Origin of the sequence: Streptomyces sp. NPDC091682 (assembly GCF_044756625.1) — a bacterium.
Taxonomy (GTDB): Bacteria; Actinomycetota; Actinomycetes; order Streptomycetales; family Streptomycetaceae; genus Streptomyces.
The window spans coordinates 619,583-631,631 of the sequence record NZ_JBIVTH010000002.1 but is presented as its reverse complement, the minus strand read 5'-3'; the positions used below and the strand labels follow the sequence as shown (position 1 = coordinate 631,631).

Genomic DNA, 12,049 nt, shown 5'->3' with positions numbered 1-12,049 from the left:
GACGGCGTCCGTCGGGGGACCGCAGCCGGGGTGTATCCGTCCTTGGTGAGGCTCGCGACGATCAGAGATGAGGGACGACCGCCACGGGCGTCGTGGCGTGGTGCAGCACTGCGTGGGTGACCGGGCCGATGTGTGCTCCGACCGCCGCCCGGCGTATGCGCCGTCCGACGACCAGCAGCGAGGCTTCCTTCGACGCTTCCACGAGGTGGCCCGCGGGCCGTCCCACCAGGCACTGCTCCTTGACCTCGACCTGGGGGAACTTGCCGCGCCACGACCGCAGTACGTCGGTGAGTGCGCTCGCCTCGCGCAGTCCCAGCGCGACGCCGTGGCCAGGGTCGGCCGCCGCAGGGTCGTACCCTTCGACCACCGGTACGCTCCAGCCGTGCACGACCCGCAGGGTGGCCGCTCGGGCAGCGGCGGCTTCGAATGCATACGCGAGCAGCTCGTCGCACGGCCTGGAGAGGTCGAGGCCGAGCACCACGTCAAGGCACTGCCCCTTGCGGTCCCCGTGGTCGCCCGTCCCGGGGAGCGGTTCACACTCGGCCCGTTCCCCGGCCCGTACGGCGACGACCGGACGCTCGGCGTGCGCGATGACGGGCAGGGACACCGATCCGGTTAGGAAGCCGGCCAGGCCACCCAGCCCTCGTGAACCCACGACCAGGACTTCCGCCTTCTCTGCGGCGGACAGCAACACCTCCGCGGGGCGGCCGTGCACCTGCTCGACGCTGATCTCCAGGCCGGGGTGCGCCGCCCGCAGCCGGTCGGACGCGTCGTGGGTGACCTGCTCGGCGTAGTGCTGTGCGGCGGTCGCCCCCTCACAGGGCGTGGTGTCCAGGCCGGTGAACGGGGCGTGGGCGAAGGCCCGTGACCAGTCCTGCCAGACGTGCAGGAGGTGCAGGGGCAGACGGCGCATCTGTGCCTCGTGGGCGGCCCAGTCCGCAGCGGCCAGCGACTCGGCCGAGCCGTCCACAGCGGCGATGACGGTACGTGACATGATTCCTCCGGGTGAGGGGTCTTCGGGTGGTTTGCGGCACTGGTCCGGGGACCGGCGGCCGGGCGCGCGGCGTCCCCCGGAACGTGTTACCGGGACGGAGTGATCAGCCCGTAGTGGCCGTCGTAGCGGTGGTAGAGGACGCAGCCCCGGCCGGTGGCCGTGTCGTTGAAGAAGACGAAGGGCAGCCCGGTGAGGTGCAACCGTGAAACGGCCTCGGTCACACTGCTCGTCGGCACGGGAACCGTGCTCACGCCGAGCAGACCGTCGACCTCCCGTTCCTGACCCAGAGGTCCCAGCGAAGCCATGCGATGCCGCCCGGTACGGACGTCGCGGTAGACGACGCTGTCGCGCCCGGAGGCCAGGTCCGTGAAGAGCCAGAAGTCGTGGTCCATGGCCTCCAGGTCGATCACGGCGTCCTCAGGCGTCTGGTGGACCAGGCTGAAGGACTTGTGCCGCACGATCCGGCGCTCTTCGGCGGGAACGTGATGCCGGTGCGGACGGTGGTCGTGCGCTGCGCCGTCCCGCGATGTCCGGCTGGGCGTGCCGTTGCGGTGGGGGCCGCCCGCCGCATACCGCCGTGGCCGGGTGAGCCGGGCAGCCAGGCGCTCCTGCAGGAGGTCGACCGCTTCGAACATGCTGTTCGCGGCCACGTGGGCGCGAACCATCCGGCCGTTGACGTCCACCACGGCCTGAGCCGTGGCCGGGCGGTTCGCCGAAGTGTTGACGGCTTGCGTGAGCTTCACCCGCACGGTCGGCACGGGTCCGCGCACGTGGCCGATCACCGCGAGCATCTTTCCCTGGGCGTACACGTCCGCGCCATCGGGCACCTGCCCTCGGTTGCGGACCTGGACGTCGGCTGTCCGGCTGGTCTTGAGACCGCTCATGAGAACTCCTCCTCGATCCCTTTCAGCCTGTCTGCCGGCGGTCGCTCCCGGGCAGAGCCGTCCGGACCCCGCCACGGCGCCACTGGTACCGACACCACCCGAGAAACCGGGACTTCTGGTCGGCCGGACAAGGCCGTTCGGCCTACAGACCCAGAGACGGGTAAGTCGACGAGCCCCGGCCTGATATCGCGTGACGTGCCGGACCGACAGCACGGCTCGGGTCGGCGGCTCCGGGTCGCCGCGACCGGCCGCGGTGACCGCCGCCGCTCGGCCGACGGAAGAGCCCGTGGTGTCCCGCCCTGTTGTCAGTGATCGCTTTCGCGGGCGGTTGTCAGCCGGTTCACCACACCCACCACACCGTCCACGCGCCACGTAGCGCTGATCAACGCCGTTGTATCGAGGGCAGGTTCGGATGACCCCACCATGGTGACCATCCCGTCGCGAACGTCGATGCGGAGCCCGTCGATGCGGTGGGCGGCCGGCGCCCGGCCGGAGACGGCATCGGCGACGTCCGCGAGGATCTCCTCGTCCGTCCTCAGGAAGACGCGCAGCAGATCACGTCGCGTGGTGATGCCGATCAGACGGTCTTCCTCGTCCACCACCGGCAACCGGTCGACGTGGCGACGTTCCATGATGCGCGCGGCGTCGGCGACGCGCTGTTCGGGATGCACGGTTACAGCCGGGCTGGTCATCAGCTCGCCTGCCGCCATGGCGAGTCCCGCGACGGCGTGGGCGTCGGCCGGTCGCCGTGGTGTGAGCGCCATCCGATGCCGCCCGGAGTCGTGCCGGCCGAGACAGCCCTGTTGCCTGGCAAGGTCTTTCCGGGAGATGACGCCCATGACCTTGTCGTCGTCATCCACCACCGGCAGCCCGCCGATCCGATGGGCGATGAGCATGCGAGCCAGTTCTTCGAAGGAGGTGTCCGGGCGGGCCTGGACCACCTCGCTGGTCATGACTTGGCCCACCGTCCGTTCTTCGACCACGGTGCTCATCTCCACTCGTCTCGCAGGTTTCCGGATACCGCCGATGGCGCCCCGACCTCTGACTGCCCGCCGACCGCTGTGCTCAGCGCGCAGGGGGCCGGGAAGCCCCGGGTTCGTCTGCTCCTCGTGCTTGCCGTTGCTTCCAGAGTGGGGCGGAGGACGGCCGGGGGGACAGAACCGGTCAGGACCCGCACGCCGGGCCGTTCGGCCCGTGACAGGCCGGGCCGGGCGGGGCCCGCCGGGGGAGAGGGCCCAACGGCCCTGGCGTGCACCCCGTTCGACCCCTGCCCGCGGCGCGACATGCCCCCCAGGCTGGCACCACTCGCATCGGCACCCAAGGGAAGGGGCGGCGGAGATGACCGTACGCATCGGAATCAACGGCTTCGGACGCATCGGCCGGAACTACCTGCGCTGCGTCATGGAACGCGCGGAGACGAGCAACGGCACCCCCATCGAGGTGGTGGCCGTCAACGACCTCACCTCCCCGGCTGCGCTGGCCCATCTGCTCACCTACGACTCCACCTACGGCCGACTCCACCGCACCGTTGATCACGACGGCGAATCCATTACGGTGGACGGTCACCGCATCGCGGTCACGTCCCGGCGCGACCCCGCCGACCTCCGGTGGGACGCGCTCGGCGTGGACGTCGTCATCGAGGCCACCGGACGCTTCCGCACCAAGGAGGAAGCGGGCCGGCACCTGACGGCAGGAGCACGCAAGGTGCTGCTGTCCGTCCCCGGCAAGGGCGTCGACGCCACCATCGTCATGGGCGTCAACGAGTCCGCGTACGACCCGCGCGTCGACCACGTGATCTCCAACGCGTCCTGCACCACCAACTGCGTGGCTCCCATGATGAAAGTCCTCAGCGAGCGCTTCGGCATCGTCAAGGGACTGATGACCACCATCCACGGCTACACCAACGACCAGGTCGTGCTCGACGGCCCGCACAAGGACCTGCGCCGCGGCCGCACGGCCGCAGTGAACATCATCCCGACCAGCACCGGCGCCGCCCGCGCCGTCGGCCTGGTGCTCCCCGAACTCGCGGGCACCCTGGACGGCATCGCCGTGCGCGTGCCGGTCGAGGACGGCTCGCTGACCGACCTCAGCCTGGTACTGGCACGGCAGGTGTCCGCACAGGACGTCAACGACGCTTTCCGGGAAGCCGCCGAGGGACCGCTGAAGGGCGTCCTGAGGGTGAGCGATGCCCCTATCGTCTCGCGCGACATCGTCGGCGACCCCGCCTCGTGCATCGTGGACGCCCCGCTGACGCAGACCAACGGCGACCTGGTCAAGGTCTTCGGCTGGTACGACAACGAGTGGGGCTACACGAACCGTCTCGTCGACCTGACCCAGTACGTCGCCACGCTGCTCGACGCCCGGTGAGCCGGCGGCAGCCCGGGCGGCGGACGCCGTAGAGGCACGGAAGGCCCGGTGGTGGCGCAAGCCTCTGCGTCTGCGCTGCCACAGGTGCCGGAGACCATCGGGCCCCGTCCAGGGACCTTCGGGACCTCCGCCGAGGACGCGTCCCGGGCAAGGCTGTAGGTGACAGGACGGAACGGATGGCCACCCCGGTGGCCGGCCACGTGTGGCCACAGCGCCACCCATACCCAGGGAGCTTTCCATGACACAGGCGACCAGCGACCCCCGCACCACCACCGACGGCACCCCGTCGGACACGCTCATCGCCGTGAACCTCCTGGTCGACAACGCCTCCAAGGCGCTCGCCGACTTCGAGTCCTTCACGCAGGAGCAGGTCGACCACATCGTCGCCAAGGCCTCGGTGGCCGCCCTGGATCAGCACACCGCCCTGGCCCGCTCGGCGGTGGAGGAGACCGGGCGGGGTGTCTTCGAGGACAAGGCGGCGAAGAACATGTTCGCCTGCGAGCACGTCACCCACAGCATGTCCCGGGCGAGGACGGTCGGCGTCATCGGCCGTGACGACATCGAGGGCATCATCGAGATCGCCGAACCCGTAGGTGTGCTCTGCGCGGTCACGCCCGTCACCAACCCGACCTCCACCACCATCTTCAAGGCGTTGCTGGCGCTGAAGTCACGCAACCCCGTCGTATTCGCCTTCCACCCCTCCGCGCAGGCATGCAGCACCGAAGCCGCACGCATCGTGCGGGACGCCGCCGTCGCCGCCGGAGCGCCCGAGCACTGCGTGCAGTGGATCGAGGCTCCTTCCATCGAGGCCACGAGCCTCCTCATGCGACACCCAGGCGTCGCGATGATCCTGGCGACCGGCGGCAACGCCATGGTCAAGGCCGCCTACTCGGCCGGCAAGCCCGCCGTCGGCGTCGGCGCCGGCAACGTGCCCGCCTACGTGCACCACAGCGCCGACCTGCGCCGGGCGGTCAACGACCTCGTCCTTTCCAAGTCCTTCGACAACGGCATGATCTGCGCGTCGGAGCAGGCGGTCATCCTGGACACCGACGTGTACGACGAGGCGCTCGCCGAATTCCGGCGCCTTCACGCGTACGTCGCCACGGCCGAGGAGAAGCGGAAGCTGGAGACCTACCTCTTTCCGCCCGACCCGGCCGGCCGGCAGGGCCGCGTCAACCCGGCAGCCGTCGGACAGAGCCCCGACCGGATCGCCGAGCAGGCCGGGTTCACCGTACCCGCGGACACCTCGCTCATCCTGGCCGAGGCGAGCCACGTCGGGCCCGACGAGCCGCTGACGCGGGAGAAGCTCTGCCCCGTCCTCAGCGTGCTGCGGGCCGGGTCCACCGAGGAGGGCTTCGACCTCGCGGCAGACATGGTCGACTTCCACGGGCAAGGACACAGCGCAGTGATCCACACCGGGGACCCGGCCCTCGCCGAGCGCTACGGCCGTCGTATGAAGACCGTACGGATCATCGTCAACTCGCCGTCCTCGCAGGGAGCGATCGGCGGCATCTACAACCGTCTGGTTCCGTCCCTGACCCTGGGCTGCGGTTCCTGGGGCAGTACTTCGGTCTCGGACAACGTCTCGGCCGCCCAGTTGCTCAACATCAAGCGCGTCACCACCCGGCAGAACAACATGCAGTGGTTCAAGGTGCCGCCGAAGATCTACTTCGAGCCCCAGGCCATCCGCTACCTCGCGGCAATGCCCGACGTCCACCGCGTCACTGTGGTCACCGACGCGACCATGACCCGGCTCGGTTACGTGGAGCGCGTCAGCCGTGTCCTGCAACAGCGGCAGCAACCCGTGACCATCCAGGTCATCGACGACGTCGAGCCGGAGCCGAGCATCGACTCCGTACAGCGTGGCGCCGCTCTCATGCGCGACTTCCGGCCGGACACCATCATCGCCCTGGGCGGCGGATCCCCCATGGACGCGGCGAAGGTGATGTGGCTGCTGTACGAACAGCCGGACGTCGACTTCGCCGACATGCGGCAGAAGTTCTCCGACATCCGTAAGCGTGCCTTCCGCTTCCCCGTGCTCGGCAAGCGGGCCCGTCTCGTCTGCGTTCCCACCACCTCGGGAACCGGCGCCGAGGTCACCCCCTTCGCCGTGATCTCCGACCCTGCGACCGGCAAGAAGTACCCGCTGGCCGACTACGCCCTGACCCCCAGCGTCGCGATCATCGATCCCGTCCTGACCAACGACCTGCCGGCGTCGCTCGCGGCCGACAGCGGCTTCGACGCCCTCACCCATGCCACCGAGGCGTACGTCTCCGTCTATGCCAACGACTTCACCGACGGTCTGGCGCTGCACGCCATCAGGCTGGTCTTCGACCACCTCGAGGCGGCGGTCACCGGCGAGGCGGCACGGCGGAGCGTGGCACGGGAGAAGATGCACAACGCGGGCACCATCGCCGGCATGGCCTTCGGCAACGCCTTCCTCGGCATCGTCCACGCGATGTCCCACACCCTGGGCGCCACCTTCCACATCGCCCACGGGCGGACCAACGCAATCCTCCTGCCGCACGTGATCCGCTACAACGGCACCGTTCCCGGCAAGCTGACGGGATGGCCCAAGTACGAGAGCTACCGCGCGCCCGAGAGGTTCCAGGACATCGCCCGCGCCCTCGGGCTCCCCGCATCCACCCCCGCCGAGGGCGTGGCCTCGTACGCCGCCGCGGTGGAACGCCTGCGGGACGCCGTGGGCATCGAACCGTCCTTCCGCGCCCTGGGACTTGACGAGGCCGCCTTCATCGGCGCGCTGCCGCAGCAGGCACTGAACGCCTATGAGGACCAGTGCGCCCCGGCCAACCCGCGCATGCCGATGCTGGACGACATGGAGGACATCATGCGCGCGGCCTACTATGCCGGGCCGCGGCCCCTTCCCTCCTTCTGACCGCGCGTAGGGCGGCAGCCGGTCTGCGGGCGGGCCGCCGAGGCCGTGTGGGACCGGGGTCCAGGGCAGCCATCTGGGGCGCGGCCGCGTATGAGGGCCATCCGGCCCTGGCCTAAGGTCCCGCTCGCACGGCACGATGCAGTGGATCCGCCGGCGGGCGGAAGACTCGGCGAACTCGGAGTGTGCGATGACGGACAGCAGCGGCGGCCTCACCGGGAAGGAACCGGTCAGGGTCTTCCTCCTCGACGATCACGAGGTCGTGCGCCGCGGTGTGCACGATCTGCTGGACGCCGAGCCGGACCTGACCGTGGTAGGGGAGGCGGGCACGGTCGAGCAGGCGCTCGTCCGTGTGCCCGCGCTGCGCCCGCAGGTCGCCGTCCTGGATGTGCGCCTGCCGGACGGGGACGGCGTGAGTGTCTGCCGGGAGCTGCGCTCCCGCATGCCCGACCTCGCCTGCCTGATGCTGACGTCGTTCGACGACGAGGAGGCGCTGCTCGACGCGATCATGGCCGGCGCTTCCGGATACGTGCTCAAGCAGATCACCGGAACCGACCTGGTGAACGCCGTGCGGACGGTCGCCTCCGGCCAGTCCATGCTGGACCCCGGCGCTACGGCGCGGGTGATGGCCCGGCTGCGCGGCGGACCTCCGCAGGAGGAGCTTCCACAGGGTCTGCCCGGCCTGACGGAGCGCGAGCGTGAGATCCTCGCTCTTGTCGGGGAAGGGCTGACCAATCGTGAGATCGGTCAGCGGCTCTACCTGGCGGAGAAGACGGTCAAGAACAACATCTCCCGGCTGCTCGCCAAACTGGGCGTCGAACGGCGAGTGCAGGCCGCCGTCATCGCCACGCAGGCTCTGGCAGCCCAGGGAGACCAGAGCGGGCGGCTCGGCAAGGTGTGACGGCTGTGCCGGGATCTGAGCGCAGGTTCACGCGCCCGCGAAACGGCTGAGCGGCCCGGCCCGGCGTCCTTCTCGGACGTCGGGCCGGGCCGCTTCCGCATGTCTGCCGGAGAGGCCGGCCGGGGCCGTCCCCGAAGCGGGGCGGGGCCGTCAGGCGTGCGGCACGACAGCTACGGGGCAGCGGGCGTGGTGCCGGAACTGCATGGGCGACCGACCGCCCGGCGGTGCGCGGTCGTGTGGGGCCTACAGGACCCGCAGCAGGGACCTGTGGCCCCTCGGCGGGTGGGTCGTGGGCAGGCCACTGTGGAGATGCAAGGCCCTTCCCCGTTCTCCCGAGGAGCCGTTCATGTCCCGCACCGTCACCGTCACCGTCGGCTTCGACGGATCCCGTGAGAGCCTCGCCGCCGTGGACTGGGCTGCCGGGGAGGCAGTGCGCCGCGCGGCGCCGCTCCGGATTCTCCAGGTCTGGAGCAAGGACGACGATCCGCGTACCCGCCTGGTGGCGCCGGCGACCGCTCAGGGGTGGGGTGAGCGGGCGCTCGGTACGGCGGGGAGGCGACTGCGCCGACGCCACCCGGGTCTGCGGACCGAGACGCATTGGGTCTGCGGTGACCCGGTGGAGGAGCTGTGTGCTGCCGCGGACGAGGCGGAGCTGTTGGTGCTCGGCTCCCGTGGCCTGGGCAGGCCGGCCGGCTTCCTCGCCGGATCCGTCTCGCTGGCCGTGCTCGCCCGCACCCGGCGCCCGGTCGTTCTGGTCCGCCCGCACAACCGCCCGGCGGCCGGGGAGGACGGGCCGGCCGGAGAGGTCGTGGTCGGCCTGGACGTGTCCGCACCCGGCGACGAGGTGCTCGCCTTCGGCTTCGCGGCGGCCGACCGGTACGGCTGCGGTCTGCGGGTACTGCACACCTGGGCCGTTCCGTCGCTCTACGGAGCCGACATGGGCGCCGCCCTGCAACTGATGTGGGCGGAAGTCGCGCAGGACGCGCGCCGGGCGCTCGACGAGGCGCTGGCCCCGTGGACGGAGAAGTACCCCGGTGTTTCCGTCGTCCGTGAATGCCGCCAGGGCCGGCCGGCGCAGGACCTCGCGGAAGCCTCGCGAGGGGCCCGGCTGGTCGTGGTGGGGCGCCGGAACCGGCGTGCGCGGATCGGCACGCACATCGGGGCCGTCACCCACGCCGTCATCCACCACTCCCTGGCTCCCGTCACGGTCGTGCCGCACGACTGACCGACCGAACCGGCCGCTACCGTGCGGCATGCCGCCCCGCTTCCCGGGACCCGACATCCACCGAAGAGACAGGCGAGCAGCCATGACCACCTATGTGTACGACTTCTCCGAGGGCGGCCGGGACATGGCCGGTCTCCTGGGAGGCAAGGGAGCGAACCTCGCGGAGATGGCGCGCATGGGCCTGCCCGTGCCGCCCGGCTTCACCGTCACCACCGAAGCCTGCCGGATCTTCCTCGCCACGGGGCAGGCTCCGGACGGCCTCGACCGGCAGATCGGCGAGCATCTCGCGGCGCTGGAACGAGCCGCCGGGAAGCGGCTCGGCCAGGTGGACGACCCGCTCCTGCTCTCCGTCCGCTCGGGGGCGAGGTTCTCGATGCCGGGCATGATGGAGACCATCCTCGACATCGGGCTGAACGATCTCTCGGTCCTGGGCCTGGCCAAGACCCCCGAGCGCGAACGCTTCGCCTGGGACTCCTACCGGCGCCTCGTGCAGATGTTCGGCAGTACGGTCATGGGCGTCGACGGTTCCCACTTCGAGGCGGCGCTCGCCGCCGTCAAGCAGCAACACAGCCGGGGCGACGACACGCAGTTGGACACCTGCGACCTCATCCGGATCGTCGAGACCTTCAAGGACCTGATCCACGAGCGGACCGGGGAGGAATTCCCGCAGGATCCGGCCGAGCAACTCCGGCGGGCGGTACTCGCCGTCTTCACCTCTTGGAACGGCGACCGCGCACGCCTGTACCGCCGGCGTGAGCACATTCCGGACGATCTGGGCACCGCGGTCAACATTCAGACCATGGTCTTCGGCAATCTCGGTGCGGACTCAGGCAGCGGCGTCGCCTTCACCCGGGATCCGGCGACCGGCCGACAGGGCGTCTACGGCGACTACCTGCCCAACGCCCAAGGGGAAGACGTCGTCGCCGGCATCCGCAACACCGTGCCCCTCCAGGACTTGGCCGGTCTCGACCCTGCGTCGTTCGCGCGGCTGCGCAGCTACATGGACCGGCTGGAGGCCCACTACCGCGATCTGTGCGACATCGAGTTCACCATCGAACGCGGCACGCTGTGGATGCTCCAGACCCGCATCGGCAAGCGCACGGCCCAGGCCGCCTTCGCCATCGCCTCCCAGCTAGCCGACGAAGGACTGATCAGCGAGCGGGAAGCGCTGGGCCGGGTCGGCGGCGAGGCGCTCGCACGGCTGATGTTTCCCCGCTTCGCCACCACGGACTCGAGCGAGGTCATCGCGCGGGGCGTGCCCGCCTCACCGGGAGCGGCCGTGGGAGCCGTCGTGTTCGACTCCGCGGAAGCGGTCCGCAGGGCGGCCGCCGGCGAGAAGGTCGTTCTCGTACGTCAGGAGACGACGCCCGACGACCTGCCGGGCATGGTCGCCGCCCAGGCGGTGCTCACCAGCCGGGGCGGGAAGACCAGCCACGCCGCGGTCGTCGCGCGCGGCATGGGCAAGGTGTGCGTGTGCGGGGCGGAGGGCATCGTCGTGGACACCCGGGAGCGGCGCTTCAGCGCCGGTGGCGTGACGGTCCCCGAAGGCACGGTCGTCTCCGTCGACGGGTCGGAAGGCGTGGTGCGCCTCGGCTCCGTACCCCTGGTCGACTCCGACGTCATGCGGTACTTCGAGGAGGGCGGCGTGCTGCCGGCCGACGGCACGGCCCGGCAGCCGGTGCGTGATGTGCACCGGCTCATGCGGCAGGCGGACGCCGTGCGGGGCCTGGAGGTCAGGGCGAACGCGGACACCCCCGAGGACGCGGCCCGCGCCCGTCGCTTCGGTGCCCAGGGGATCGGCCTGTGCCGTACCGAGCACATGTTCCTCGGCGACCGGCGCCCCCTGGTCGAGGCGATGATCCTCGCGCACGGCGACACCGAACGAGAGGCGGCACTCGCGGCGCTGCTGCCGCTCCAGAGGCACGACTTCATCGGCATCCTCGAAGCGATGGACGGCCTGCCGGTCACCGTCCGGCTGCTGGACCCGCCACTTCACGAGTTCCTGCCGGACCGCACGGAACTCGCCGTCCGTCTCGCACGCGGCGAAGCGCTCGGCACACCGGCCGATCCGCACGACAGCGAACTCCTGGCGGCCGTTACGCGCATGCACGAGGAGAACCCGATGCTCGGCCTGCGTGGTGTGCGCCTGGGGCTGGTGGTGCCGGGGCTGGTGGCCATGCAGGTACGGGCCCTCGCGGAGGCCGTCGTCGCGCGCAGGCGTGCGGGCGGCGACCCTCGGGCGGAGATCATGGTCCCGCTGGTGGACGCGGTCGAGGAGCTCCACCTCGTACGGGAGGAAGTGGACCGGGTCCTGGCAGAGGTTTCGCAAGAGACCGGCGTCGACGTCACCTGCCCGGTCGGAACCATGATCGAACTGCCCAGGGCGGCTCTCACCGCCGGCCGGATCGCGAAGGAGGCGGCGTTCTTCTCCTTCGGCACGAACGACCTGACACAGACCACCTGGGGTTTCTCCCGCGACGACGTCGAAGCCGCGTTCTTCTCCGCGTACCTCGACAAGGGCGTCTTCCCCGTCTCCCCGTTCGAGACGATCGACCGTGAAGGCGTCGGCCGGCTGGTGCGGATCGCGGTCGAGGAGGGCCGGGCAGCTCGCCCGGACCTGAAGATCGGCGTGTGCGGGGAGCATGGAGGAGACCCCGCTTCGGTCCACTTCTTCCACGGGGCCGGGCTGGACTACGTCTCCTGTTCGCCCTTCCGTGTCCCGGTCGCCCGCCTTGAGGCCGGCCGGGCAGCCCTGGAAGCGAACGGCACCGACGCGAGCGCATAG

General features: G+C 70.6%; 8 protein-coding genes. 5 read left to right on the top strand and 3 right to left on the bottom strand.

The features are described from left to right. Positions 1–61: 61 nt before the first annotated feature. The 3 genes from ACIQK6_RS07305 to ACIQK6_RS07295 all read right to left on the bottom strand — a co-directional run bounded on the left by ACIQK6_RS07305 (position 62) and on the right by ACIQK6_RS07295 (position 2,870). On the bottom strand, positions 62–994 hold the full coding sequence (locus ACIQK6_RS07305; RefSeq protein ID WP_329096488.1) for a universal stress protein: 933 nt from the start codon (positions 992–994) through the stop codon (positions 62–64). Between the two features lie 86 nt (positions 995–1,080). After that, positions 1,081–1,878, bottom strand: coding sequence for a sigma 54 modulation/S30EA ribosomal C-terminal domain-containing protein (locus ACIQK6_RS07300; protein WP_329096486.1), 798 nt, complete (start codon positions 1,876–1,878; stop codon positions 1,081–1,083). 305 nt (positions 1,879–2,183) lie between these two features. Beyond that, on the bottom strand, positions 2,184–2,870 hold the full coding sequence (locus ACIQK6_RS07295) for a CBS domain-containing protein (RefSeq protein WP_329096484.1): 687 nt from the start codon (positions 2,868–2,870) through the stop codon (positions 2,184–2,186). A gap of 346 nt (positions 2,871–3,216) precedes the next feature. On the opposite strand from ACIQK6_RS07295, the gene gap reads away from it, so the two are divergent. The 5 genes from gap (at position 3,217) to ppdK (ending at position 12,049) form a co-directional block, all read left to right on the top strand. Beyond that, positions 3,217–4,245, top strand: a complete 1,029-nt coding sequence (gap, locus tag ACIQK6_RS07290) for a type I glyceraldehyde-3-phosphate dehydrogenase (protein ID WP_329096482.1) — start codon at positions 3,217–3,219, stop codon at positions 4,243–4,245. Positions 4,246–4,483: 238 nt separating this feature from the next. Continuing rightward, entirely contained in the window at positions 4,484–7,141 is a 2,658-nt protein-coding gene (gene adhE, locus ACIQK6_RS07285; protein WP_402694457.1) for a bifunctional acetaldehyde-CoA/alcohol dehydrogenase, read from the top strand. A gap of 187 nt (positions 7,142–7,328) precedes the next feature. Next, positions 7,329–8,039, top strand: a complete 711-nt coding sequence (locus tag ACIQK6_RS07280) for a response regulator transcription factor (protein WP_030895875.1) — start codon at positions 7,329–7,331, stop codon at positions 8,037–8,039. Between the two features lie 346 nt (positions 8,040–8,385). Beyond that, positions 8,386–9,264: a universal stress protein gene (locus ACIQK6_RS07275; protein WP_329096475.1), complete on the top strand. Its 879-nt coding sequence runs from the start codon at positions 8,386–8,388 to the stop codon at positions 9,262–9,264. A gap of 82 nt (positions 9,265–9,346) precedes the next feature. After that, positions 9,347–12,049: a pyruvate, phosphate dikinase gene (gene ppdK / locus ACIQK6_RS07270; protein ID WP_402694456.1), complete on the top strand. Its 2,703-nt coding sequence runs from the start codon at positions 9,347–9,349 to the stop codon at positions 12,047–12,049.

What these genes read in the sequence shown, in the direction of transcription:
- ACIQK6_RS07305 (WP_329096488.1), bottom strand. Translation starts at nt 994, where the DNA reads ATGTCACGTACCGTCATCGCCGCTGTGGACGGCTCGGCCGAGTCGCTG.
- ACIQK6_RS07300 (WP_329096486.1), bottom strand. Translation starts at nt 1,878, where the DNA reads ATGAGCGGTCTCAAGACCAGCCGGACAGCCGACGTCCAGGTCCGCAAC.
- ACIQK6_RS07295 (WP_329096484.1), bottom strand. Translation starts at nt 2,870, where the DNA reads ATGAGCACCGTGGTCGAAGAACGGACGGTGGGCCAAGTCATGACCAGC.
- gap (WP_329096482.1), top strand. Translation starts at nt 3,217, where the DNA reads ATGACCGTACGCATCGGAATCAACGGCTTCGGACGCATCGGCCGGAAC.
- adhE (WP_402694457.1), top strand. Translation starts at nt 4,484, where the DNA reads ATGACACAGGCGACCAGCGACCCCCGCACCACCACCGACGGCACCCCG.
- ACIQK6_RS07280 (WP_030895875.1), top strand. Translation starts at nt 7,329, where the DNA reads ATGACGGACAGCAGCGGCGGCCTCACCGGGAAGGAACCGGTCAGGGTC.
- ACIQK6_RS07275 (WP_329096475.1), top strand. Translation starts at nt 8,386, where the DNA reads ATGTCCCGCACCGTCACCGTCACCGTCGGCTTCGACGGATCCCGTGAG.
- ppdK (WP_402694456.1), top strand. Translation starts at nt 9,347, where the DNA reads ATGACCACCTATGTGTACGACTTCTCCGAGGGCGGCCGGGACATGGCC.